Origin of the sequence: Streptomyces pseudovenezuelae (assembly GCF_029892565.1) — a bacterium.
In the GTDB taxonomy this organism is placed as follows: domain Bacteria; phylum Actinomycetota; class Actinomycetes; order Streptomycetales; family Streptomycetaceae; genus Streptomyces; species Streptomyces pseudovenezuelae_A.
Genome location: NZ_JARXVH010000002.1, coordinates 295,902 through 320,526 on the forward strand (window position 1 = coordinate 295,902; position 24,625 = coordinate 320,526).

Sequence of the window (24,625 nt, forward strand, 5' to 3'; positions counted from 1 at the left end):
CTCAGAAGTCCGTGGAGAGACCCTCGTGGACACGGGTGCCCAACGGGGCGGTGCCGACGGGCACGTACTCGGCCTCGATGGTGTGTGTGGCGTCGAGCCGGGCGGGCCGGTAGTAGTCGCTGCCCTGTCTCCAGTACCAGAGCATCGGAACCAGGCCGACGGCCAGGCCGCCGATGCCGATCGCGACGGCCGCGGTGTCCAGCTCGCCCAGCGACTCGAAGAAGATCCAGAACATGAACAGGGCGCCGAACAGCGGCCACACCCCGCCGAGTACGAAGTCGCCCGCCGATCTCAGCAGCGTCTTGCGGTAGGCGACGACCGCCGCGAGCCCGGCGAGACCGTAGTAGACGGCGATCTGCAGACCGATCGCCGAGATCGCGTCGGAGAGGATGTCACCCACCGAGCCGAGGGCGTTGGCGGCGATGAACATCGCGAGCGCCACCCCACCGACCACGGCGATGGCCACCCACGGGGTGTTCCACCGGGGGTGCACCCGGCCCAGGGCGGACGGCATCGTGCGGTCGCGGCCCATCGCGAACAGCGAGCGCGTGACCTGGATGAGCGTCGTCTCCAGCGTGGCGATGGTCGACAGCATCACGGCCACGACGAGCAGCTTGCCGCCGACGCCCGGCCAGACCTCCTGGCCGAGCACGCCCAGCACGTTCGCGTCGTTGTCGTCGATCTGCTTCGAGGACAGGATGACGTTCACCGCGATGGTGAACACCTCGAACAGCAGGAAGACGATGCCCAGCCCGATCAGCCCCGCGAGTCCCGTCGTACGACGGCTGTTACGGGTCTCCTCGCTGAGGTTGCTGGTGACGTCCCAGCCCCAGTAGTAGAAGGCGGCGACCAGCGCGCCCGAGGCGAAGCCGGCCATTCCGTCGAAGTGGCCGAACCCGAGCCAGGACCAGTCGAAGGCGCGGGCGTTGCCGGTGTGGAAGAGGGCGAGTACGGCGAACAGCGCCAGTACGGCGAGTTCGACACCGGACATGGCCAACTGCGCGCGGACGGTGAGGCGGGCGCCGCCCAGCACCACCAGCAGCATGGCGACGAACCAGGCCGCCCCGACCACCGTGGACAGCGCGGTGTCGTCGGCGAGCCCCTGGTCGAACAGGGCGAGCGTCATCGAACCGGCGGGCAGTGAACCGGCCACCATGAAGATGGTCGCCGAGACGACCAGCGCCCAGCCGCTGATGAAACCGAGAAAGGGGTGCAGCGTGCGTCCCACCCAGGAGTAACTGGCCCCCGCGTTCACGTCGATACGGCTGAGATAGCTGAACGCCAGGGCGATGCCCATCATCGGTAAGGCGCAGTACAGCAGCGCGGCCGGACTGGCCAGACCGACCGCGCCGACGAGAACCGCGGTGGTCGCGGCGACGGAGTACGCCGGAGCGCTGCCCGCGATGGCCATCACCACGGTGTCGAACGTACCGAGGGCATTGGGCTGAAGCCCTCTGCCCCTGTTGTTGTTCATCGTTGCGCTGCTTTCCGTCTTGCACGACGCGAGGTCGACCGGCCCCGACGGCGTAGCGGAGGTGGGGGGTGAAACCGCCCCGTACCGGCGAGGGTTGGCCTCGGGGCAGGGGCGGTGAAGTGGGGTGGCGGATACCGCTCGGCGGTTGCGTCGCAGGGTGGTCACACCGTGTGTGCGAGCGATGATAGCCCTACGCGTCGGGCGTTCAGGATCGACCGAGCGGTAACCGGGCGCAGCGCGGAAAAGCAACGCGGGTAGATGCGCGGGGGCGGACCGAAGACGGCCTGCCCCCGGGCGCGTCAGTCGCCGATGTGATCGATCTGCCGGAGTTTGTTCGTCGCGTCGAGGGCCGCGACCTTGTAGGACTCCGCCAGCGTCGGGTAGTTGAAGACCGCGTCGACCAGGTAGTCGACCGTGCCGCCGCAGCCCATCACGGCCTGGCCGATGTGGATCAGCTCGGTGGCGCCGGTGCCGAAGCAGTGCACCCCGAGCAGGGTGCGGTCCACGGGGGAGACGAGCAGCTTCAGCATGCCGTGCGAGTCGCCGATGATCTGGCCGCGGGCCAGTTCGCGGTAGCGGGAGATGCCGACCTCGAACGGCACGCACTCGTCGGTGAGTTGGTCTTCGGTACGGCCCACGAAGCTGATCTCGGGGATGGTGTAGATGCCGATCGGCTGGAGGTTCTGCATCTGCCCGACCGGTTCCGAGCAGGCGTGGTAGGCCGCCGCCCGGCCCTGTTCCATCGACGTGGCGGCCAGCGCGGGGAAGCCGATGACGTCGCCGACGGCGTAGATGTGCGGCACCTCGGTGCGGTAGTGCTCGTCGACGGTGATCCGGCCGCGCTTGTCCGCGGACAGGCCCGCCTTGACCAGGTCGAGGTCGTCGGTGAGACCCTGCCGGCCCGCCGAGTACATCACCGTGTCGGCCGGGATCCTCTTGCCGCTCTCCAGGACGGTCAGCGTGCCCCGCGCATGCCGCTCCACGGCGGCGACGGTCTCGCCGAACCGGAAGGTCACGGCGAGGTCCCGCAGGTGGTACTTGAGCGACTCGATGACCTCGACGTCGCACATGTCGAGCATCCCGGCGCGCTTCTCGACCACCGTCACCTTGCTGCCGAGCGCCGCGAACATCGAGGCGTACTCCATGCCGATCACACCGGCACCGACGATGACCATGGAGCGCGGGACGCGTTCCACGGCCAGGACGTTGTCGGAGTCCATGATGGTGCGCCCGTCGAACTCGACGCTGTCCGGGCGGGCCGGCCGGGTGCCGGTGGCGATCACGATGTTGTCCGCGCTCAACAGCCGTTCCTGGCCGTTGATTTCGCTCAGGGCGACGGTGTGGGGGTCGACGAAGTGGCCGGTGCCGGCGTAGAGCGCCACGTGGTTGCGGGAGAGCTGGTTGCGGATGACCTCGACCTCGCGGCTGACCACGTGCTGGGTGCGCGTGGTGAGGTCGGCGATGGTGATGTCCTCCTTGAGCCGGTAGTTCTGCCCGTAGAGGTCGCGCTGGGTGAGACCGGTCAGGTACAGCACCGCCTCGCGCAGGGTCTTGGAGGGAATCGTGCCGGTGTGGATGGAGACCCCGCCGACCATGTCGGGGCGATCGATGACGGCGACCCGGCGGCCGAGCTTGGCCGCGGCGATGGCGGCCTTCTGGCCACCCGGTCCTGATCCGATGACGAGCATGTCGAAGTCGCGCACCTACCCGAGTCTGTCAGTCCGAAGGCCCTCTTCGAAAGGGTGGACGGACAGTGGCCCGGTCCGGAGACCGTCCGAAGTCCCCGAAAGCGACGAGAGGTTCCCGCCCACGACAGCCCCACGACAGCCCCACGACAGCCCCATGACCGTTCCTTCGTCCACGACCGGCTCCACAGGGCGACAAGGGGTGATAATGCGGACATGGGCCATCGACTCGTCGACGCGAGCGCACCCGCCCGGCTGGCCGCCCCCGACGAGGGCATCGGCCGGGACGAACTGGCGCTCGCCACCCGCAACCACGGTCTGCCGCTGGAGGCGCTGCGCTACGACGTCACCCCGCCGGGCCTGCACTACGTACTGACCCACTACGACATCCCCTACGTCGCCGAGGACCAGCCCTGGCACCTGATCGTCGGGGGCCGCGTCCGCCGTCCGCTGGAGCTGGACCTGGCCGCTCTGCGTGCCTTCCCCGAGGTCACCACGCGCGTGACACTGGAGTGCGCGGGCAACGGCCGGGCCCTGCTGACGCCCCGCCCGGTCAGCCAGCCCTGGCTCGTCGAGGCGGTCGGCACCGCCGAGTGGACGGGCGTGCCGCTCAGGCTGCTGCTGGCCGAGGCCGGCGTGGAACCCGACGCCGTCGACGTCGTGTTCACCGGCGCGGACCACGGCGTGGAGCGCGGGGTCGAACAGGACTACCAGCGGTCCCTGCCGGTCGACGTCGCCACCGGCACCGAGCCTGAGGTGCTGGTCGCGTACGCGATGAACGGCGGACCGCTGCCCCCGCAGCACGGTCACCCGCTGCGGCTGATCGTGCCCGGCTGGTACGGCATGGCCCATGTGAAGTGGCTGCGCGAAGTCGCCGTCACCGACGTGCCGTTCACCGGATTCCAGCAGACGGTCGCCTACCGGCTGCGCCAAGATGCCGGCGACGAGGGCGAGCCGGTCACCCGGATCGACCCCCGCGCGCTGTTGGTCCCGCCGGGGTTCCCGGACTTCATGTCGCGGGCCCGGGTGGTGCGTCCGGGGCAGGTGCCGTTGGAGGGCCGCGCCTGGTCGGGGCGGGCACCGGTGACCGGCGTCGAGGTCAGCACGGACGCCGGACACACCTGGCGGCGGGCCGAGTTGGAGCCCGCCGACGGGCGGCGCTGGGCCTGGCGGCGCTGGCACCTCACCTGGGACGCGAGCCCCGGCGAGCATGTGCTGAGCGCGCGGGCGACCGACTCCGAAGGCCACACCCAGCCGCTGGACCAGCCCTGGAACCGCGGCGGCTTCGCCGTCAACCTCGTCCAGCGCGTACCGGTGCTGTGTCTGGAGGGCGACGGGACCGACCCGGCCGGACAACCGGCGTACGCCTCACGGCAGTAGCTTCTCCAGGGCCGACGGGCCCTCAGCCGCCAGCTTCTGCCGGGCCCATTCGAGGGTGTGCGGGGTGAGGTCCTTGCCGGCGGCGAGAACGAGGTCCTCCGGCGACACCTCGGTGCCGGTGCGGGTGTGCAACTGGTCGTCCGGGGTGACGCGGTCCTCGGACGACTCGGACGGGTCGGGCTGTGACGTCGACATGGTGTGTGCTCCTCGGCGATCCGGATCGCGGCTTCGGCCCCGGTGCTGTCCCATCGGGTCCGCTCTCACCATTCAACGCCATGGCGCGCCCTGCATCCCGAGCCCCGGGAGAGGCACCCGGCCCGGGATGCCGCCGCGACCGGGCGGGCGTCTAATTGATGATGACGAGCGGATCGGCCGACAGGGAAGACCGAGGCCATGACACCCACCGCGGACACCGAAGCGGGAGGGGGACACGCCACCGGAGGGGTACTGCGACGGCTGGGCGAATGGTGCGCCCGCCACTTCGTGATCGTCATCGTGGCCTGGCTGGTCGCCCTGGTGGCGCTGCAGTTCGTGAACCGCTCCTTCGGCGGGGACTACTCCGACAACTTCTCCCTGTCCGGAGTGCAGTCCCAAGACGGTCTGGACGTTCTGAAGAAGCACGACCCCGCGGCCGGCGGCTACAGCAGCCAGATCGTCCTGCACGACGGCAAGCAGTCCCTGACCGCGCTGAACTCCCAGCTGTCCACCACGCTCGGCGACCTGCAGAAACTCCCGCACGTCCTGTCCGTCCAGAATCCGCTCTCCGCCCAGTCCTCGAAGGTCGGACCGGTCTCCACCGACGGCAGGACCGCCTACGTCACCGTCCGCTTCGACGTACAGCCCTCCACCCTGGGCGACGACTATCTGCACGGGGTCGACCACGCCGTACAGCCGTTGCGGGCGGCGGGGGCGCAGGTCGAGTACGGCGGGCCGCTCGGCGAGCTGGCGCGGCCGGTCGCCGACGACCGGGTCAGCGAGCTGATCGGCTTCGCCGTCGCGATCGTCGTCCTGCTGGTCGGCTTCGGCAGCGTGATCGCCGCCGGCATCCCGCTGCTGACGGCGCTGATCAGCGCGATCGGCGGGCTCGCCTGTCTCGGTCTGCTGGCCGCCGCGTTCACCTTCGCCACCGTCTCGCCGACCCTGGCCACGATGATCGGACTGGGCGTCGGCATCGACTACGCCCTCTTCCTGATCACCCGTCACCGGCAGAGTCTCATCGACGGCGCCGACCCGGTGCGCTCGGCCGGCCACGCCACCGCCACCAGCGGACGTGCCGTGCTCGTCTCCGGCTGCACGGTGATCATCGCCCTCGCGGGGCTGTCCGCGTCCGGAGTCAGCTTCATCGGGAAACTCGGCCTCGCGGCGGCCGTCACGGTCGTCTCGGCGGTCATCGGCGCGCTGACCCTGGTCCCGGCCCTGCTGGGCCTGATCGGCAAGCGCATCGACCGCTACCGGATACGCCGCCCGGTCGCCGAGACCGACGCCGCGGCCGGGACCGAACCGCAGGGCACCTGGCACCGGTACGCGCAGCGCGTGGAGCGGCGGCCCTGGCAGTTCCTGGCCGCAGGCGTCGCCGCCGTGGTCGTCCTCGCCATCCCGGTGTTCTCGATCCAGCTCGGCCACATCGGCGACGGCGCTGACCCCACCTCCTTCACGGACCGGCGGGCGTACGACCTGATGACCGACGCGTTCGGCCCCGGCTCCAACGGCCCCCTCACCGTCGTCATCGACCAGACCTCTGTACCGTCGTCCCAGCGCTCGGACCTCTCCTCCCAGGCGCAGAAGACCCTGAACGGCGTGCCCGGCGCCGCCACGGTCACCCCGCTCACCGCCACCAAGGACGGGGAAGTCCTGATCGGCACGGTCTATTCGAAACAGTCCCCGCAGAGCGCCTCCACCACGGACCTGACGAACCGTCTGGTCGACAACACCCTCCCCGACGCGGTCTCCGGCACGGACGCCAAGGGATACGTCACCGGCACGACGGCGGCCCAGGTCGACTTCCGCGACATCGTCGCGAGCCGGCTGCCGCTGATCATCGGCGTGGTGGTCGCCCTGGCGTTCCTGATCATCCTCGCCGTCTTCCGCGGCCTGCTCGTCGCGCTCAAGGCGGCCGTCCTCAACGTGCTGTCCATCGCCGCCTCGTACGGCGTCGTCGTGGCCGTCTTCCAGTGGGGCTGGGGCGGCCCCGCGCTCGGCGTCTCGGGCAAGGTGCCCATCGAGAGCTACGTCCCGATGATGATGTTCGCGATCATCTTCGGACTGAGCATGGACTACGAGATCTTCCTGCTCTCCCGCGTCCACGAGTCATGGCTGCGCACCGGAGACGCCAAGGCCTCCGTCGCGCACGCGCTGGAGATCACCGCGCGGGTCATCACCTGCGCGGCACTGATCATGGTGAGCGTGTTCGCCGCGTTCATCGTCAGCGACAACATCGTCGTCAAGATGCTCGGTCTTGGCCTGGCCGTCAGCGTGCTCATCGACGCCACGGTCGTCCGGCTGCTCATGGTCCCGGCCGTGATGACCCTGCTGGGCCGGCACGCCTGGTGGACACCCCGGTGGCTGGACCGGATGCTGCCGCACATCGACGCCGAGGGCGATCACGAGCAGAGCGCCGAGCCGCAGGTCAGCGACCGTCCGGTGACCCGGGCGTGAGCACCAGAATCGTCACGTCGTCGAGCACGGCCGGTGCGTACCGTACGAGATCCGTCCGCACCCGGTCGGCCAGCGCGGTCGGGTCCTCGTCGGCGAGGGCGGCGAGGCGGGCGGCCAGGGGATAGAAGGCGCCGGAGGTGTCCCTGGTCTCGCTGACGCCGTCGGAGGCCAGGATGAGGCTGTCGCCGGGGTCCAGGCTGAGGGTGATCCCGTCCGACGGAGTGCCGTCGGACAGACCGAGACCGAGCGGCGTCCACGGCGCGAGGTCGATCTCGGTGGCCTTGCGGCCGTGCAGCAGCACGGGCGCCGGATGCCCGCAGGACACGATGCGCACCTCGCACGCGTCGGGCGAGAACTCCAGCAGTACGGCGGTCGCGAACAGCTCGGAGTACTGGGCCGACGCCGAGTCCACCACCAGCCGCCGGTCCAGCCGGGCGGCGACCGACTCCAGGTCCGGCCGGTCAAGGGCCGCCTCCCGGAAGGCCCCCAGCAGGGAGGCGACGGTCGAGATCGCCGACAGACCGTGCCCGCGTACGTCGCCCATGACCGCCCGTACGCCGTGCGGCCCTTCGCGTACGTCGAAGAAGTCGCCGCCCACCAGGGTGCCGCGTTCCGCGGCCCGGTACGGGCCCGTGCAGCGGACGCGGCCGACCCGCTCCGGCACCGGCGGCACGACGGCGCGCTGCGCTGCCTCGGCGACCGTGCGTTCGAGGTCCGGCCGGGCGTCGCGGCGACTGCGTACGTACGACACGAAGACGCTCAGCGCGGAGACGAAACAGATGGTCAGCAGGTCGGTCTCGCCGGGGTGGTCGAAGTGGAAGGCCGGGACGGTGAGGACGGCGACCACCACGAGACCGAGCACCGCCGTCGCGAGCGGACCGTACGACAGGACGGCCGGCGGGGGGATCGCGCCGAGCGGGAAGCCGATGTCGAGGGCATGGCCGTTCACCAGCGTGGCCGCGCACGCACCTTTCCCACACCCCCACGCTCCTACTGCGGGGCGTCTGCCGCACGCCGACCCGCGAAAAGAGAACCTGTGAAAAGTGGATCTGCGAATGGAGAACCTCTGAAAAGAGGTGGACATGTCCGCGATCGGTTCCTTAGCGTGTGACCACCACGCCAGGAGATCGACGGAAGGAGGCGAGTGCCGTGCAGATCACCACCATCCAGCGCTCCCTTCCCGTTGCCCCGGCGTGCTTCGGCTGAGTCCGACCCGGGAGCGCTCCACGCAGTACGTATCCGGGAGGAATCCATGACCGATCTGGTCATCCGCGCGCTCGACGAGCGCGACGCCCCACTCTTCGACACCCTGCCCGACCCGCTGGACAACCGTGCGGCCCACCGGCGGACCACGCACCGCCCCGACTGGAAGCGGGTCGCCCTGCGGGACGGCGTCGTCGTCGCGCGCGCCGCCTGGTGGGGCGGTCCCGACGACGCCGAGCCCCTCAACGTCAACTGGTTCGACGTGGCCGAGGGTGAGGAGGAGGCCGGCGCCGAACTGCTCCGCACGGCTCCCTGGCAGGTCGGACTCGAACTGACCCTGCCCGCCACCTGGCGCGAGGACCCGACGCAACACGCCGCCGCCGAGGCCCGCTTCACCGCCGCACGAGCGGCCGGCTACGAACTCCTCGTCGAGCGTTACCTGTACCGCTGGACCCCGCAGGACGGTCTCCCCGAGCGCCCCGGACGGCTGACCTTCCGTGCCGAACCGGACGACTCCGTGTTCTTCGACGCGGTACGCCGCATCCACTCCGCCACCCTCGACGCGCACGCCCTCCGGGACATCGAGGAAGGCGGCCTCGACCAGGCCGCCCAGTCGGAACTCGACTTCTTCAACTGGTGCCCGTCGCCCCGGGATTGGTGGCAACTGGCACACACCGAGCAGGGCGACCTGGCCGGCATCCACATCCCGGCCCACAACCCGTCCGGCCCGTGCGTCGGCTTCATCGGCGTACTGCCGGACCAGCGCGGCAACGGCTACGCCTACGACCTGCTGGCCGAGTGCACCCACTTCCTGGTCGACCAGGGCGCGGAGTTCGTCTCGGCGGCGACGGACCGCGGGAACTTCCCGATGGCGGCGAACTTCGCGAAGGCCGGGTATCCGGTCGTACGGGAGCGCATCAACTTCGAGGTGACGCGGGGGTAGTTGGAGGAGACGGGGGCGGGGACGGCGCACACATGGGCCGGCCCCGCCCCCGCCCCCGCCCCCGTCACCGCTGCCGTCTCGGCTGTCGCAGTAAGGTCACCGGCATGCGAGAGGTGCGGGTGGTGCTGATCGGGGGCACCTCGAACGTCGGCAAGTCGACCGTCGCCCAAGAGGTGGCGCAGCGGCTCGGGTTCGGGTGTCTGTCGACGGACGGGCTGGCCCGGCACCCCGGGCGGCCGTGGCGCACACCCGAGTGGGAGGTGCCCGCGCATGTCGCCGAGCACTACGCGTCCCTCACTGTCGAGGAACTGATCGTCTCCGTGCTCGACCACTACGAACGACTCCGGCCGCGCATCGAGCGGCTGATCACGGACCACGCGGCCGGGGACGGCGGCGGCTCCGGCCTGGTCCTGGAAGGCTCCGCGCTCTGGCCCGTCCGGGTCGCTGAGCTGACCGTCCCGCGCACCGCCGCCGTCTGGCTCACCGCCGACCCTGCCGTGCTGCGCGACCGTGTGCACGCCGACGGCCGGTACGAGGCCTCGACGGCCCGGGAACAGGCCTTGATGGACAAGTTCCTGGCCCGCACGGACCGCTACCAGAGCCTCATGATCGAGGCTCTCGACCAGCGGGGCCTGGACCGCCTCGACGTCGGTGCCGGACAGTCCGTCGAGGCGGTCGCCGACGCGGTGCTCGCGACCGTCGCGGCGCAACAGGCGGTGGGCGGCCGGTCGTCCGGTCGGCGGTGAGACGTCAGCCGGCGTTCGCGTTCAACAGACTCTCCGCCTCGGCCAGGATCTCTGTGACCCGGAGGCCGAACGCGGCGTCGCACGGGTGCGGTTGGCCGCCTGCGGCGGAGGCGATCAGGGCGTCGGCTGCGCGGATGAGGGCCGGGACCGGGCCGACGGCGCTGTCCGGGAGGTGGATCACGCCGGACTCGCCGCGGAGTTCGACGTCGGCGCCCGAGGCGGCGGGCGGTGCGGTCAGGCTCAGGGTGAGGGTGCTTGAGGCGCCGCTCGCGTGGTCGAGGATCAGTTGGACGGTGTCCCCGGGGCCGGGTGCCGCGGCGGCCACGCGTCGGGTGTCGCCCAGGATCGGCAGCAGTACGGACAGGGCGTGCGGGCCCACGTCCCACAGGGCGCCCTTCTCCCGGCGCCACGGCGTCGCGAACGGGCTGTCGCCGGAGAAGACCGCGCCGAGCCACTGGGCCCGTGCCGTGAACCAGCCGCCGGTGCCTGCCTGTTCGGCGATCCACGCGTCCGTCTCGGGGACGAAGCGGCTCGTGAAGAAGACGACGGAGGCGACGCCGGTCTCCTGGACGGCCTCGACCACGGCCCGGCCCTGGTCCACCGTCGTGGCCAACGGCTTGTCCAGCAGCAGGTGCAGCCCCGCCCGCGCGGCACGTGCCGCCAGGTCCGCCTGTACGGCCGGCGGCAGCGCCACGGCCACCGCGTCCACGTCGGCGAACAGTGCGTCGACGTCGTCGTAGGCGTGGGTGCCGTGCTGGTCGGCCAGTTCCTTGGCGGCGTCCGGCCGGCGGCCCCACACCCCGACGAAGTCCAGGTCGGGGTGTTCCTGGAGGGCGGGAGCGTGAGTCATCCCCGCCCACGGGCCGGTACCGAGCAGTCCGATGCGCATGCCGCCGCCTCTCCACTCCGCCGCACGTTACGACGCCTGTTCGAGAGCGAGCGTCGCACACCTCCCGGCCGGGCGCGCAACCCACTTACCGATCATGCCTCACCCGCCGCCGATTCAGTGGCGTGGCTGCTGAATGCGTTCTCATTCCTCTATTGGACCTCCGGCCACCCGCGGGGTCAGGCTGGAAGGCGGTCCGGCACGCCGTCACCCTGACCGGTGCGCCGGACGCCACCGCTTACGCGCGACAGCCGAAAGAGGTCACGAATCCATGCAGACCCGCCGCATCGGTGATGTCGAAGTCAGTGCGATCGGACTGGGCGGAATGCCCATGTCCATCGAGGGCCGCCCGGACGAGGCGCGCTCCCTCGCCACCCTGCACGCCGCGCTCGACGCCGGTGTCACCCTGATCGACACCGCGGACGCCTACCACCGGGACGCCCACGAGGTCGGCCACAACGAGACCCTGATCGCCAAGGCCCTCGCCTCCCACGACCGGGGCGGCGATGTCCTGGTCGCCACCAAGGGCGGCCATCTGCGTCCCGGCGACGGCAGTTGGACCCTCGACGGCAACCCCCGTTACCTCAGGGAGGCCTGCGAGGCGTCCCTGCGCCGGCTCGGCGTGGAGGCCATCGGGCTCTACCAGTTCCACCGCCCCGACCCGAAGGTGCCGTACGCCGAATCGGTCGGCGCGATACGGGACCTCCTGGACGAGGGCAAGATCCGGATGGCGGGCGTCTCGAACGCGAACCCCGACCAGATCCGGCAGGCGAACGAGATCCTCGGCGGCCGACTGGTCTCCGTGCAGAACCAGTTCTCACCCGCATTCCGCTCCAGCGAGCCGGAGTTGGAGCTGTGCGCCGAGCTCGGCATCGCCTTCCTGCCCTGGAGCCCGCTCGGCGGCATCACCCGGGCGAGCGAACTGGGCTCCACCTACGGGCCGTTCGCCCGGATCGCCGAGGACCGCGGAGTGAGCCCGCAGCGCGTCTGCCTGGCCTGGATGCTCGCCAAGTCGCCGGCGGTCGTGCCGATTCCCGGTGCCAGCCGCCCCGAGACCATCCTCGACTCCCTGGCCGCGACGGACCTCGACCTGAGCGCCGACGAAGTCGCGGAACTGGACGCCGTCTGACAGCACTCTCCCGGCGCCGGCCGGTGTATTCCCCGCATGCGTGGGGAGAAAGCGCTTGCTCGACACCCGGCCACTGGGGGAGGACACCGCACATGGCGTCGTCGTCGGAGAAACCGCTCGACCACCGCTACCGGGGCGAACACCCGATCCGCACACTCGCCTATCTGTTCCACGCCGACCGTCGCCGCCTCGCCGCGGCGGTCGGCGTCTTCACGGTCAAGCACAGCCCCGTCTGGCTGCTGCCGTTGATCAGCGCGTCCATCATCGACACCGTCGTACAGCACCAGCCGGTCGGTCAGCTGTGGTGGAGCACCGGGATCATCCTGTTCATCCTGCTGATCAACTACCCGCTGCACGTGCTGTACGTGCGCCTCCTGTACGGCAGCGTGCGCCGCATGGGCACCAGCCTGCGGTCGGCGCTGTGCACGCGGATGCAGCAACTGTCCATCGGCTACCACTCGCGCGTCAGCGCCGGCGTCCTGCAGGCCAAGGTCGTGCGGGACGTCGAGACGGTCGAGCAGATGGTGCAGCAGACCGCGGAGACCGGGCTCGGGGCGATCACCGTGCTCACCGGCGGACTGGTCATCATCGCCGTCCGCACACCGGAGTTCGTGCCCGTCTTCCTGGTCGTCGTGCCCGCCGCCGCCCTGGTCGTGGCCCGGCTGCGATCCCGACTGCGCACCCACAACGAGCACTTCCGGCACGAGGTCGAGACCCTGTCGACGCAGGTGACGGAGATGACCCGGCTGATCCCGGTCACCCGCGCCCACGGCCTGGAGGGCAAGGCGCTGCGCCGCATGGACGGCACCCTGAGCCGGCTGCTCACCTCCGGCATGCGCCTCGACCTCGTCAACGGCCGGTTCGGCTCGCTGGCCTGGGTCGTCCTCAACGTGGTCGGCGTCCTGGTCCTGGCAAGCGCGGCGCTGGTCTCGTACTACGGCGTCTGGGGCGTCACCGCCGGCGACGTCGTCATGCTCAGCGCGTTCCTGACCACCCTCACCAACTCGACGACCACACTGGCCGCGCTGGCGCCGGTCATCACCAAGGGCCTGGAGTCGGTGCGTTCGGTCGGCGAGGTCCTCCAGGCGCCCGAGCTGGAGGACAACGAGGGCAAGGACGAGGTGACTTCGCTGCGCGGGGCGATCACCTTCCAGGGCGTCGGGCACGTCTACGAGGCCGGCGACCGGCCCGCCGTACGCGACTTCACCCTGTCGGTCGTGCCGGGCGAGACCGTCGCACTGGTCGGCGCCTCGGGCGCGGGCAAGTCCACGGTGCTCAATCTCGTCATCGGCTTCGTCCGGCCGACCTCGGGCCGACTGCTGCTCGACGGCGCCGACATGAGCACCCTCGACCTGCGCACCTACCGGCGGTTCGTCTCGGTGGTACCGCAGGAGTCGATCCTCTTCGACGGCACGATCCGGGAGAACGTCGCCTACGGGATGGACGAGGCCGACGAGGAGAGCGTGCGGGCGGCTCTGCGGGACGCCAACGCCCTGGAGTTCGTCGACCGGTTGCCGCGGGGGCTCGACACGCTGGTGGGGGACCGTGGGGCCCGGCTGTCCGGCGGACAGCGCCAGCGGCTGGCCATCGCCCGCGCCCTGATCCGGGACCCCAAGGTGCTGGTCCTGGACGAGGCGACGTCGGCGCTGGACACCCGCTCGGAAGCCCTGGTCCAGGAGGCGCTGGCCCGGTTGCTGCGCGGTCGTACCACCTTCGTGGTGGCGCACCGGCTGTCCACCGTGCGGGGCGCCGACCGGATCGTGGTGATGGGGGACGGCGCGATCCTGGAGGTCGGCACGCACGAGGAACTCCTGCGCGGCGGCGGGGCGTACACCGCCCTGCACGGCGGACAGGTCGCCTGACGCGGCTGCCCGGTGCGGTGTCGTCAGGCGGCGCTGCTCCGGGGGAACAGGTGCGGACAGACCGCGTCGTGGTCGGTGCCGAGACTGGTCCACCAGCGTTCGCAGCAGGCGGCGTCCAACTCCTCGCGGACGATCTCGTCGGCGGCCGAGCGGGCCGGGCGGCGCGGCCAGGCCGAGGCCGTGCGCAGGTCGTGGACCAAGGTCTCGCGTACGACGGCGATGACCAGGACCACGCTCGCGGCGGCGAACAGGAAGGCGATCCACAGGGGGCCGTAGCGGAATTCGAGGACCATGGTCCAGACGAGTCCGCCGCTGGTGGCGAGATACAGGGCGCAGAGGAGGCGGCCGGAGCGACTCATGAGCGTTCACCGTTCGTGCAGGATTGGTTGCGCCTGTTCAACGCCTCAGGACGGGCGAGGAATCGGGTGGAGAGGCGGATTTGCGTCAAATCCGGGTCGGAGTAGGGAAGATGTGACGCGTGATACCGCCGGAACCCCTGGTGACGGTGTTGGCGAGAATCCGTTGGATCTTGTCATTTCAGCCTCTGTGGGAGCGCTTCGACGATCCATAGCCTGAGCCGCGCACGGCTGAACGTCCATGGAGTAAGGCGCCCCGATGACCAAGTTCCTGTTGTCCCTGCACGTCCTGGCGGCCATCGTCGCCATCGGCCCCGTCACCGTCGCGGCCAGCATGTTCCCGCCGGCCGTCCGCCGGGCCGGCGCCGACGTGGCCGGGGTGGGCGCCGTCCGGCTGCTGCACCGCATCTGCCGTGTCTACTCGGGCCTCGGCCTCGCCGTGCCCCTCTTCGGCTTCGCCACCGCCGCCGCGATGGGGGTCCTCGGCAACGCCTGGCTCATCGCCTCCATCACCATGACCACGGTGGCCGCCGGCGTCCTGATCGCCTTCGTCCTGCCCCGCCAGGACGAGCTCCTCGGACAACTCGACGCCGAGCAGCCGGTGGAGCGGTCGAGCACGGCGCAACTCGCCATGTTCACCGGCATCTTCAACCTGCTGTGGGCGACCGTCACCGTCCTGATGATCGTGCGGCCGGGCTCGACCACGGGCGCCTGACCGCACGTCACGGTCTGCCACCGGGGACACACACCGCATGTGCGGACGTCAAGTCCCCGGGGGGATTCACACCTCGGAGTGCCGGTCCGCATACACTCGGCGACCGGGCCCATGTGCGTGGGCCACCACAGGAAAGGCGCGTTGCCGGGTGTTCCAGGATTCCCCCATCTACGACCGACTCGTCGCCGAGCGCGGCGACGTCCCCACTCAGACCCGTCGCGAGGCCGAGCGCGTGAGCCGGGAACTGGAGTACGTCATGCGACCGCTGCAGTCCTTCGGCGCCACACCGCCCGCCGAGCGACCCGCCTCCCCGGGCGCGGGCTGGCAGCGGACGGCACTGCTGCCCGGCTCGCGGCCGCAGTGACCGCACTCAACACACCCTCGTGGTCGAGCCGTTGACCCGGGAGTGCGGCTCGGGCCCGGGACGGGACAGCCACTCCGCTATCGTCCGCGCGATCGGCTGACCCGTCTCCACCTCCACGAACCCGAACTGCCCCGACTGATTGCACTCCAGGAACCACCAGGTCCCGTCGGCGTCCTCCGCGAAGTCGAAGGCGCCGTAGGACAGTCCGGCCTCCCGCAGATACGAGAGCACGGCCTCCGCGATGCGCGGCGGGACGTCGGCGGGCTGCCACGGCAGGTCGGAGGAGGCGAACCGGACGTCCACCTCGTCGGGGTCGGCGTCCGCCAAGGTCGCCTTGCGGGCCGCGAGCAGCCGATCGTCGACCGCGGTCAGCCGGATGTCGGCCCGCTTGGGGACCCGCCGCTGCAGCAGCGTGGGCCCGTAGGCGACGGCGGTGAAGTCGGTGTCCGGCGCCACCCGGCTGGTCGGCACCGCCCGGGGCGGGTCCTGCGGGTGCGCCCCGGAGACCGGCTTGACGACCAGGTCCGGGTAGCGGTCCGCGAACTCCCGGGCGGCTTGCGGAAATGTCGTGATCAGCGTGGCCGGCACCGGCAGCCCGCAGCGCTGTGCGAGCCGGAGCTGCCAGGGCTTGTGCCGGGCGCGGCGGGCCGCGTCCGGGTGGTTCATCCAGCGCGCGTCCGAGCCGCGCAGCATGCCGTACAGGGCCTGTGCGGACTCCTCGGTCAGCCAACTGGACGGCTGGGCCGCCCGGGTGGCGGCGGTACCCGGCCTGCGTACCCAGATCGACCGCAGCCCGCTGATGCTCACGAGGCGGTCCGCGGCCTGGAGGTGGCCGCGGAACGCCCCGTGCACATACTCACCGGACAGCGAGACACCGCCGGTGAGATCGGCGGGGTCGAGTCGGATCACTGGGACCCCTGAGGCGTTGAGGTGCACGACCACCATGTCGGCCGTCACATCCTCTTCAGAGGTCAGGATCAGCACGGTCATCGTCGGCGGTTCCGTGTTCAGTCGTCGAAGTGCGTCTTGGAGCCCGCGGTGGAGGTGGTCGTCGCGAGTTCTCTCAGGAGCGCGAAGTCGCGGGCCGCGACCCGTCCGTCGAAGAGCACGTTCAACTGCAGCCCGGTGTCGTAGACATATGGAGCTGTGGCCTCCAAGTCCACCGCCGGACGTGCGTAGTTGAGCGCGAACGGTTGCATGGTCTCTCCCTCGTCGGTCTGCGCCGACCCAGCGGTTTCCATCCCCACGGCACCGCTCGGTCCGCCGACTGCCTTGCCCTTCCAGTCACTTATACGAATCGAACGAGTGATTGGTTTCCTTACTCTGAGTAATCAGAGGGACGTTTCGTGACCATTCGGCCTGCCGGGAGAGGTGCGCAGGGTGCGCAGGGCGAGCAGAAGGACGCCGATATCGTCCAAATACACGGGGTCGGGCAAGAGATCGGTCGGTAGGACGAAATACAGGACGGCTCCCCAGAAGACCCAGCGAGGACCGGTCGGCAGCCCGGCGCGCCGCAGGTCCCGTCGGGTCCGCACCAGTCGCACCAGCAGGACGACGGCCATGGTGAGCACGACCGCCGCGAGCACCACGGCGACGACGATCACCGTTGTGGTCGATTTCACTGGTCCTCCTCGTCGGCGGGCCGCTCGGCGCGCTCTTCTCCCAGATGCCCCCATCCGGCGTTCGTACGTACTTGACGGTGGATCGGATCCGCCGGGAGCGGGGTGGTTCATACCGGTGGCTCACCCGAGTGGCACGGGGCGGCGGCGGGACCTAGTAATGGTCACCGTAACGACGCTTCCCAGGCGTCCGAGGCGCGAGAGGCGCCACACCCTCCCATGGAGACGAGCATGAGCAGCGGCTCTTCATCACCCCAACCGAACGAACACTCCATATCCGAGGCGCCCGGCGACCCGGTCGGTGCCCTGGTGCACGCGGCCGTGGCCGACCGCCCTCTTGAGGAGGTCGTCCGCCTGATCACCCTGCTTGAGCAGTCGCCCCAGTACGCGCGGGCCACTGTCGACGCGCTGCGCGCGGTCGGCGTGGACCGGTCCGTGGAGGACGTCACCCGTCTGGTGGCCCTGCTCACCCAACCACCCCGCGACGCCGACAGCGCCGACGAGGCGATCCGCGCCGCGGCCGAATCACGTCCCGTGGAGGACGTGACCCGGCTGATGGCGCTGCTGCACCAGTCCCCGTTGGAACCGCACGTCGGTCAGGAGGCGGCCCGCGCCGCCGCCACCGCGCGGCCCGTCGAGGAACTGGTGGAGCTGATCGGCCGGCTCAGCGAGGAACGCGACGCACAGCCCGTCCCCGGCCCGTACATCGCAGCGCCGGGAGCATCCGACGGCCCGTACATGGCTCCGGAGGGCTTCGCGGTGCCGCCCGCCCCCGACGTCCCGCCCGCCATGGCGGACGGTCGCGCGCCACGCCGTGTCGCGCGCGGGTCGGCCCGGCGCGCCACGCACCTGGCCTGGCCGGGGCTGGTCTCCGCCGCGGCGCTCCTGCTGTGCGCGATGCTGTGGTTCCCGCTCCACCGCGACGGCGCGTCCCTGCGTGCCTACGGTTTCGCGCTGGGCGTGTCGGCGCTGTGCGCGGTCCTGGCCGTCCTGCTGACCCTCCGCCCGGCCATGGTCCTCCTGGCGCTCGCGGTGGTGGTACCGGCGGTCCTCGCCGGGGCCCAGCTGTACGGGGGCCGCTTCCACTCGGCGCGGCTGTCCCAGGCCCTGGACCTCACTCTGGCCCCGAGTTGGGCGGCCGGCCTGGCCGCCGTGTGCGCGGCCCTGGTCGCCCTCACGGCCCTGGTCGTCCGCCTGGCCTGGCAACCGCCGCCGATCGTGGTGGAGAGCCGGCCGATGGCCACGGCGAGCCATCCGGCGGATTGACGGTCCCTGTCTCGCGCCGACTGGCGGGGACCGCCGACCGTGGCTCGCTCAGGACGGCGACCACGGTCCGGCGGTCCCGGTCTGCGTCGGGCAGCGAGGGCGGGTAGGGCCCGTCGGCCCATCAACACCGGCCGTCATGAGCCGGGGCCCTCAACCTGCCGATGGATCCGGCCCGTTGGCCTTCTCGTCCCCGTCCGTCGCCGTGTTCTCCTCGCCCGCTCCGCTTTCCGGGGTGGGCTTGGGGCGGCGGGACTTGGCTGTGGTTCGGAGGCGTTCCAGGCCGCGGGTCAGTTGCTGGAACGGGGAAGCGGTGGGCGGTTCGGGTGGCTGGGGGGCCGGGGTGGCGATCCCGGCGCCGGACTCGCGGTACGCGGTCAGCGCTTCGTGGGCGCGGTCGGCGGCCTCGCGGTACAGGTCCCGGGACTGGGTCATGGCCTCCAGCGCCTCGGTGTACATCGCCACCAGCCTGCGCTCGCGGGCGAGTTCCTCCTCCAGCGTCATCAGGTGCCAGTCCTCCCTCAGTGCGGTGAGGGGCTTTTCGGCGCCGTCCGGCAGCGAGGGAGGCAGCGCCGTGAAGCGGGCCAGCGCGTCGATCAGCTCGGTCGGTCGGGAGCCGTCGAGGAAGACGCTGCGTACGGCGAAGTCATCCGCGGCCCTGCCAGGCAGCGCTCCGTGCAGCAGGACGGCCCCGCCGCGCGGAACCTCGACGCCGAACTCCCGCAACGCCCGGTTCACGACCCGCAGTTGCTCCGGCGCGGCACGGTGCTCCACCACGCGGTGCCGCAGGCTCGGCGGCAGCAGCCGGCTCAGCGGCAGCCGGCCGTGCTCGTCGGGCGTCATGGCCTCGTGGACGACGACGTTGAGTGCCCAGCCGCCGTCCACGCAGTCGCGCAGCAGCCGCCGTATCTCCTTGTCCTCCTCCGGGAGGCGGTTGACCTCGCGGAAGCGCAGCCCTCTGGCGGGCTCACGGTCCCAGTCGGCGTCCGGCTCCTCGGGCCAGAACATGGTGGCGGGGGAGGGCCACTCCAGGTCCCAGGGGCGTTCCGCTTCGGCGAGGAGCACCCACTCCTGCCCCTGCTCGGAGGCGCGGGAGAGACTCAGCCGGGCCCGTACGGTCACCTTCCCGGCGACCTTCCAGCGGGCCTCGAAGACGTGTTCAGCCTCCGTCCGGGCCTCGGGCGGCTCCAGACGGTCGTCGATGAGCCCGTCGTTCTTGCGGCGCAGCAGGGTCTGCCGGACGACGGGTTCCGCTTCGGGGCCGGTACGACGGCCGCGGGCGAGCCAGAGGGTGGTGGGAACTGTGGGCCGGTCTGTGGCGGAGCTGGACATGAGTCCTTGTCTGGGCGGGGGCAGGTGCGCCTACCAGTATCGTCCGCGCCGGTCGCGCGGGATCATCCGGGGTCGCGCACACGGGACCCGAACACGCACACTCGGGGTGCGTACGGCGCACTCCAGTTCGCGGTGATTCACTCCTGCCCCCGCGGTGTCCCGGCCGCGACAATGTCCTCCGCGAACAGGACCCGCCCACCATCCGCTTGGGGCGGGTCCTGTTCGCACCTCACAGGCTGCCGTCGTATTTCGTGGGCCGCCTTCGTGCCTCCCGGGTCGCCGCGACACTCCGCCGAGCCGCATCGACTCGATATATATCGGTTGCCGATATATCCTGGCCGCATGGCATCGAAGGGCATGACCACAGCCGCCTTCTTCGTCCTGACCGCACTGGCCGACCAGCCCCGGCACGGCTACGGGATTCTGCGGGAGGTCGAGGAACTCTCCGACGGCGCGGTGCAACTGCGTGTCGGCACCCTGTACGGCGTACTGGACCGGCTCACCGCGGACGGAATGATCGTCCTGGACCGGGAGGAGGTGCACGACGGCCGGCTCCGGCGCTACTACCGCCTCACCGACGAAGGGGCCCAGGCCCTCGACGCGGAGGCGGAGCGGATGGCGGCCGGCGCCAGCGCCGCCAAGCAGCGGATCGCCGAGGGGCGCAAGGCCCCCGGAGCCGCCGCGAACCCCACGACCGGACCCGGACTGGCCGGAGGCCTCGCATGACGACGCTGCTCGAAACGCGCTACCGCGCCGTACTGCGCCTGCTCCCCGCCTACTACCGGCAGGCCCGGGAGGAGGAGATGGTCGAGACGTACCTGTGGGACCTCGACCGCGACACCCAGGACCAGAGCCGGCCCACCCTCGGCGAGACGGCGAGCGTCGCCGCACTCGCCCTGCGCAGCCGCCTCGCCGCCTCCGGAGCACCCCGGCGCTACGCGCTGCTCGGCTCGACCGCCCGGCACTTCGCGCTGTTCGCCGTCCTGCTGCAGGCGACCGCCGCGCTCGTCGACCGGGTCCTCGGACTGACCTGGGCGTCGACCCACGGTTCGAGCCAGTGGGACATGTTCGTCTCGGCGTTCACCGACCAGGGGCCACTCTTCGGCGTCGTCGAGGTCGCCGAGTGGGCGCTGCCCCTGCTCTGGACGGTCGGCTTCTTCGCCCTCGTGCACGACCGCCGGCGCCTCGCCCGTACGTCCGTGCTGCTGGCCGCGCTGCCCACGCTCTGGCCCTTCGTCGGCCCGCTGGTCAGCGACAGCGTGGTGCCGTCGGATCTGTGGTTCGCCGTCGTCACCGCCCTGTTCGCCTGGCTGTCGGCGCTCGCGCTCTGCGCGGCCTACCACCGGGACGCTCCCGCCGCCGCGCTGCCGGTCGGCTCTCCCGGCCTCGTCTTCGCGGCGTTCGCCGTGGTGACGGGCGCGTCCATCGTCCTGCTGCCCGGCGCTCCGGACACGGCCTGGGCGCCTGCCACCTGTTTCCTCGTCGGTGCCGTCGGCTGGCTGGTGCTGCGCAGCCGCAGCGCGGACCGAGGTCCCGCCGGAGGCGCCGTCGCCCTCGCCGCACTCGGCCTGCTGCTTCTGGCGGTCCGGGTCGCGGCTTTGTACCCGTGGCTCGGCCTCCCGCTGCCCGCCGTGTACTTGGGCGGTGCCTTGGGGCAGGTCGCCGGGCTCACCCTGCTGGTGGTGGTACTTGGAGCGGTCGCGCGCCGAGACCTCGTCAGGCACTGACCGGTCCGGGCGGCCGGCCTGACGAACGGCTGCGGTGGGCCAGGGAGTTCACCCCCTGAGGGAGTTCTCCCGACCCACCGCGCGGCAGCGTCTACGACCCGCTCGCCCTGAGCATGTCCTCGCGCTCGACGAGCTTCACGCGCTCGCGGCCCTGCGGCTCGCCCAGTGCCTTCTCCGCCGCGTCCAGCCGGTACCAGCCGTCCCACGTGGTGTAGCGGACGTTGCGCTCGGCGAGGAACGTGTCCACGGCCTCGGGTGCGGGCGTGGCAGGCTCGTGCAGGCGGCCGCCGGCGTAGTCGGCCAGCAGGTTGGACACCGTCTCGTTGGCGTCGCCCTTGGTGTGACCGATCAGACCCACCGGACCGCGTCGGATCCACCCGGTGACGTACGTCGACTGGAGGTGCTCGCCGCTCTCCTGGATGACCCGGCCGCCCTCGTCCGGCACCGTGCCGGAGTCGATGTCCCAAGGCAGCTTGGGGAGTTTGTCGGAGAGGTAGCCGACCGCGCGGTAGATCGCGGTGGTGTCCCAGTCCTTGAACTCGCCGGTGCCCTTGACGTTGCCGGTGCCGTCCAGGGCCGTGCGCTCGGTGCGCAGGCCGACGACCTTGCCGTCCTCGCCGAGGATCTCGGTGGGCGACTCGAAGAAGTGCAGGAACAGCTTGTGCGGGCGGTCGCCGACATCGCGGATTGCCCAGTTCTCCAGGGTCTTGGCGACCATGTCGGCCTGCTTGTTGCCGCGCCGGGTCTCGATCGAGCCCTCGTCGTAGTCGATGTCCTCGGGGTCGACGATGACCTCGATGTTGGGGGAGTGGTCCAGCTCCCGCAGCTCCAGTGGGGAGAACTTCGCCTGCGCCGGGCCGCGGCGGCCGAACACGTGGACCTCCAGCGCCTTGTTCGCCCTGAGGCCGTCGTGGACGTTCGGCGGGATCTCGGTCGGCAGCAGCTCGTCCGCGGTCTTGGCCAGGATGCGGGCCACGTCGAGCGCGACGTTGCCGACGCCCAGCACGGCGACCTTGTCGGCCTCCAGCGGCCAGGTGCGCGGCACGTCCGGGTGACCGTCGTACCAGGAGACGAAGTCGGCGGCGCCGTAGGAACCGTCCAGCTCGACACCCGGTATCGACAGCTCGCGGTCGGCCGTCGCGCCCGTGGAGAAGATCACGGCGTCGTAGAACGCGCGCAGGTCGTCCAGGCAGATGTCGGTCGGGTAGTCGACGTTGCCGAAGAGCCGGATCTGCGGCTTGTCCAGCACCTGGTGCAGGGCCGTGATGATGCCCTTGATGCGGGGGTGGTCGGGGGCGACGCCGTAACGGATCAGGCCGAACGGGGCGGGCATCCGCTCGAAGAGGTCGATGGACACACCGGGCTCGGCGGCCACCTCGGACTTGAGCAGGGCGTCGGCGGCGTAGATCCCGGCGGGGCCGGCTCCGACGATGGCTACCCGCAGGGGGCGCGGCATGATCAGGTTCCCTTCGAGTGGAGGTAGATCGACTCGACGGAAGCCTAAACTAAGGCAAACCTAAGTCGGTACGCGGGTCCGGTCTATGGACTCATAAATCAAATTTATGAGCCGGGAACGGGAACTCGAACGCGGGTATCGGCCAACAGCAGTCGACCGTGCCCGCGACCTCAAGGGAAGCCCATGAACCTGAAGGGCGATCAGTGACCGCCTTGCCGAGTATCGGAGCCCTGCCTGCCCTCGGCCCGCACGACGACTCTGTGTCCGAAGTCTCCGATGCCTCCGCCGGCGCTTGCTCCGACGCCTCGGTCATCGAGCGGTCGTGGGACGAGCCGGACGCGTTCGCGGAGCTCTTCAACCGCTACGCCGACGACATCCACCGGTACGCGGCCAGACGGCTGGGTACCGAGGCCGCCGACGACCTCATGGCCGAGACCTTCGTGATCGCCTTCCAGCAGAGACGCCGCTACGACCTCTCGCGCCCGCACGCTCGCCCCTGGCTGTACGGGATCGTCACCAACCTCGTCGGCCAGCACCGGCGCGCCGAAGCGCGTCGCCTCAAGGCCCTCTCCCGGGTCGCCGCCGCCGCGCCTGCGGAGAGCGAGCCGCTCGCCGACCGGGTTGCCGCCAGGGTCAGCGCCGAGAGCTCCCGCGCCGAACTCGCGGGCGCGCTCGCGGAGTTGCCCGCCCGCCACCGGGACGTGCTGCTGCTGATCGCCTGGGGCGATCTCGACTACGCGGAGGCCGCCGAGGCCCTGGACGTGCCCGTCGGGACCGTGCGCTCACGACTGCACCGGGCCCGGACCAAGCTGCGCCGGGCGCTGGGCGGGACGGATCCCACAGCCCTGCACGAGGAGACCGAAGCGACCGAGGCGACCGAGAGGAACAGGGAGAGCGATCGTGGATGACCTCACCGCAGTGCGTGAACTGCACGCCGACGTACCCGAGTTGACCGACGAGGCCCGTTCGGCCGCCCGCGCCCGCCTCCGGCGTGCCATCGTCCAGGAGAGCCTCCCGGGCGCGCTGCCCCGCCGGTTGATGCTCAGGGTCGCCGTCGCCGGGACAGCCGCGGCGGCGGTCGCGGGAGGCGCCGTCGTCGCCACCCGGCGCGACCAGGACACGGACGCCCCGCGGATGACCACGCTGAGCGCCGCCCAACTGCTGCACAAGGCCGCGGACAAGTCCCGGGCCGACGGCACCAGGATGCCGATTCCGCGCAACGACCAGTACGTGTACACCAAGACCTACATCACCCGGACCTACGCGAAGGACGGGAGGACCAAGACCTGGACGGACGAGAGCTGGACCTCGGTGGACGGCTCCAGGCCCTCCAGGCGTGAGGAGTACGGCAAGATCCACAACGATCCCCCGGTGGGCAGGCACGAGGTGATGTGGCCGCCCACCGTGTACACGGAGTTGGCGAAGTGGCCGACGGACCCGGACACGCTCCTCAAGTGGCTCCGGATGGGCAATGCGAAGGCCGATATGGAGGCGTTCGTGAACGCGTGCCAGTTCTTCGTAGTGCCGCGGGTCATGCCGCCCGGTCTGGAGGCCGCCACGTTCGAGGCCGTCGCGAGGATTCCCGGCATCCGGATCGACCGCCAGGCGGTGGACGCCCTCGGCCGCCGTGGCGTCGCGGTCTCGTACCCGAAGATCTACTTCGCTTTCATCTTCGACCCGGAGACCTACGCCTACCTGGGCATGAGCCTCAAGGGGAGCAGCGGGGACTGGAGCGACGGAAAGTTCGAGGACTCCGACTGGTATCGCGAGGCGCGCGGTCTGGAGGAGAAGGGCGTCGTCGACCGGATCGGTCAACTCCCCTAGGGCGGC

Annotated in this window: 24 protein-coding genes; 13 read left to right on the forward strand and 11 right to left on the reverse strand. The window is 70.9% G+C overall.

The features are described 5' to 3' along the window. Position 1: 1 nt before the first annotated feature. Positions 2-1,474: an APC family permease gene (locus M2283_RS06105; RefSeq protein WP_280875001.1), complete on the reverse strand. Its 1,473-nt coding sequence runs from the start codon at positions 1,472-1,474 to the stop codon at positions 2-4. A 299-nt stretch (positions 1,475-1,773) separates the two neighbouring features. Next, a complete protein-coding gene (gene sthA, locus M2283_RS06110; protein WP_280875002.1) occupies positions 1,774-3,177 on the reverse strand; it encodes a Si-specific NAD(P)(+) transhydrogenase in 1,404 nt (467 codons plus the stop codon). Positions 3,178-3,375: 198 nt separating this feature from the next. Between sthA and M2283_RS06115 the strand changes: the two genes are divergently transcribed. Beyond that, on the forward strand, positions 3,376-4,539 hold the full coding sequence (locus tag M2283_RS06115) for a sulfite oxidase (RefSeq protein WP_280875003.1): 1,164 nt from the start codon (positions 3,376-3,378) through the stop codon (positions 4,537-4,539). On the opposite strand, the gene M2283_RS06120 is transcribed toward M2283_RS06115, so the two are convergent. Further along, positions 4,528-4,734, reverse strand: coding sequence for a hypothetical protein (locus tag M2283_RS06120; RefSeq protein WP_280875004.1), 207 nt, complete (start codon positions 4,732-4,734; stop codon positions 4,528-4,530). The genes M2283_RS06115 and M2283_RS06120 overlap by 12 nt on opposite strands. Positions 4,735-4,932: 198 nt before the next feature. Between M2283_RS06120 and M2283_RS06125 the strand changes: the two genes are divergently transcribed. Continuing rightward, a complete protein-coding gene (locus M2283_RS06125) occupies positions 4,933-7,194 on the forward strand; it encodes an MMPL family transporter (protein WP_280875006.1) in 2,262 nt (753 codons plus the stop codon). Here the strand turns inward: M2283_RS06125 and M2283_RS06130 are convergent. Next, a complete protein-coding gene (locus M2283_RS06130; RefSeq protein WP_432423031.1) occupies positions 7,166-8,278 on the reverse strand; it encodes a PP2C family protein-serine/threonine phosphatase in 1,113 nt (370 codons plus the stop codon). The two genes, M2283_RS06125 and M2283_RS06130, sit on opposite strands and share 29 nt — an antisense overlap. A 168-nt stretch (positions 8,279-8,446) precedes the next feature. Between M2283_RS06130 and M2283_RS06135 the strand changes: the two genes are divergently transcribed. Both M2283_RS06135 and M2283_RS06140 read left to right on the forward strand, forming a co-directional pair. Continuing rightward, complete coding sequence (locus tag M2283_RS06135; RefSeq protein ID WP_280875007.1) at positions 8,447-9,340, forward strand: GNAT family N-acetyltransferase; 894 nt, start codon at positions 8,447-8,449, stop codon at positions 9,338-9,340. 104 nt (positions 9,341-9,444) lie between these two features. Continuing rightward, positions 9,445-10,086: an AAA family ATPase gene (locus tag M2283_RS06140; protein WP_280875009.1), complete on the forward strand. Its 642-nt coding sequence runs from the start codon at positions 9,445-9,447 to the stop codon at positions 10,084-10,086. A 4-nt stretch (positions 10,087-10,090) separates the two neighbouring features. On the opposite strand, the gene M2283_RS06145 is transcribed toward M2283_RS06140, so the two are convergent. After that, entirely contained in the window at positions 10,091-10,975 is an 885-nt protein-coding gene (locus M2283_RS06145; RefSeq protein ID WP_280875010.1) for a Gfo/Idh/MocA family protein, read from the reverse strand. A gap of 268 nt (positions 10,976-11,243) precedes the next feature. Here M2283_RS06145 and M2283_RS06150 point away from each other — a divergent pair, with 268 nt between their 5' ends. Both M2283_RS06150 and M2283_RS06155 read left to right on the forward strand, forming a co-directional pair. Next, positions 11,244-12,101, forward strand: a complete 858-nt coding sequence (locus M2283_RS06150) for an aldo/keto reductase (RefSeq protein WP_280875011.1) — start codon at positions 11,244-11,246, stop codon at positions 12,099-12,101. 92 nt (positions 12,102-12,193) lie between these two features. Next, entirely contained in the window at positions 12,194-13,963 is a 1,770-nt protein-coding gene (locus M2283_RS06155; protein WP_280875012.1) for an ABC transporter ATP-binding protein, read from the forward strand. Between the two features lie 23 nt (positions 13,964-13,986). Here the strand turns inward: M2283_RS06155 and M2283_RS06160 are convergent, their stop codons facing one another. Then, entirely contained in the window at positions 13,987-14,322 is a 336-nt protein-coding gene (locus M2283_RS06160; protein ID WP_280875013.1) for a hypothetical protein, read from the reverse strand. 256 nt (positions 14,323-14,578) lie between these two features. Here M2283_RS06160 and M2283_RS06165 point away from each other — a divergent pair, with 256 nt between their 5' ends. Both M2283_RS06165 and M2283_RS06170 read left to right on the forward strand, forming a co-directional pair. Beyond that, positions 14,579-15,034, forward strand: coding sequence for a hypothetical protein (locus tag M2283_RS06165; RefSeq protein WP_280875014.1), 456 nt, complete (start codon positions 14,579-14,581; stop codon positions 15,032-15,034). Between the two features lie 148 nt (positions 15,035-15,182). Further along, positions 15,183-15,398 carry a hypothetical protein gene (locus tag M2283_RS06170; RefSeq protein ID WP_280875015.1) on the forward strand — a complete coding sequence of 72 codons (216 nt, stop codon included), beginning with the start codon at positions 15,183-15,185 and terminating at the stop codon, positions 15,396-15,398. A 6-nt stretch (positions 15,399-15,404) separates the two neighbouring features. Here the strand turns inward: M2283_RS06170 and tgmB are convergent, their stop codons facing one another. The 3 genes from tgmB to M2283_RS06185 form a co-directional block, all read right to left on the reverse strand. After that, positions 15,405-16,388, reverse strand: coding sequence for an ATP-grasp ribosomal peptide maturase (tgmB, locus tag M2283_RS06175; RefSeq protein WP_280875016.1), 984 nt, complete (start codon positions 16,386-16,388; stop codon positions 15,405-15,407). 17 nt (positions 16,389-16,405) lie between these two features. Then, the gene (tgmA, locus tag M2283_RS06180; protein WP_123996126.1) at positions 16,406-16,597 is read right to left on the reverse strand and encodes a putative ATP-grasp-modified RiPP; all 192 of its coding nucleotides are present in this window, start codon (positions 16,595-16,597) and stop codon (positions 16,406-16,408) included. 132 nt (positions 16,598-16,729) lie between these two features. Continuing rightward, complete coding sequence (locus M2283_RS06185; RefSeq protein WP_280875017.1) at positions 16,730-17,020, reverse strand: YkvA family protein; 291 nt, start codon at positions 17,018-17,020, stop codon at positions 16,730-16,732. A gap of 228 nt (positions 17,021-17,248) precedes the next feature. Between M2283_RS06185 and M2283_RS06190 the strand changes: the two genes are divergently transcribed. Further along, a complete protein-coding gene (locus M2283_RS06190; RefSeq protein ID WP_280875019.1) occupies positions 17,249-18,283 on the forward strand; it encodes a hypothetical protein in 1,035 nt (344 codons plus the stop codon). Positions 18,284-18,433: 150 nt separating this feature from the next. On the opposite strand, the gene M2283_RS06195 is transcribed toward M2283_RS06190, so the two are convergent. After that, on the reverse strand, positions 18,434-19,612 hold the full coding sequence (locus M2283_RS06195; protein WP_280875020.1) for a hypothetical protein: 1,179 nt from the start codon (positions 19,610-19,612) through the stop codon (positions 18,434-18,436). Between the two features lie 357 nt (positions 19,613-19,969). Between M2283_RS06195 and M2283_RS06200 the strand changes: the two genes are divergently transcribed. Both M2283_RS06200 and M2283_RS06205 read left to right on the forward strand, forming a co-directional pair. Next, positions 19,970-20,338 (forward strand): PadR family transcriptional regulator, encoded by a 369-nt coding sequence (locus tag M2283_RS06200; RefSeq protein WP_280875563.1) that lies wholly within the window; start codon positions 19,970-19,972, stop codon positions 20,336-20,338. Continuing rightward, positions 20,335-21,339 carry a hypothetical protein gene (locus M2283_RS06205; RefSeq protein ID WP_280875021.1) on the forward strand — a complete coding sequence of 335 codons (1,005 nt, stop codon included), beginning with the start codon at positions 20,335-20,337 and terminating at the stop codon, positions 21,337-21,339. Before M2283_RS06200 ends, M2283_RS06205 begins: the two co-directional genes overlap by 4 nt. Positions 21,340-21,430: 91 nt before the next feature. On the opposite strand, the gene M2283_RS06210 is transcribed toward M2283_RS06205, so the two are convergent. Next, positions 21,431-22,795, reverse strand: a complete 1,365-nt coding sequence (locus M2283_RS06210) for an FAD-dependent oxidoreductase (protein WP_280875023.1) — start codon at positions 22,793-22,795, stop codon at positions 21,431-21,433. A 260-nt stretch (positions 22,796-23,055) separates the two neighbouring features. Here M2283_RS06210 and M2283_RS06215 point away from each other — a divergent pair, with 260 nt between their 5' ends. Beyond that, a complete protein-coding gene (locus M2283_RS06215; RefSeq protein WP_280875025.1) occupies positions 23,056-23,703 on the forward strand; it encodes an RNA polymerase sigma factor in 648 nt (215 codons plus the stop codon). Next, entirely contained in the window at positions 23,696-24,619 is a 924-nt protein-coding gene (locus tag M2283_RS06220) for a CU044_5270 family protein (protein ID WP_280875027.1), read from the forward strand. Before M2283_RS06215 ends, M2283_RS06220 begins: the two co-directional genes overlap by 8 nt. The last annotated feature ends 6 nt before the right edge of the window (positions 24,620-24,625 follow it).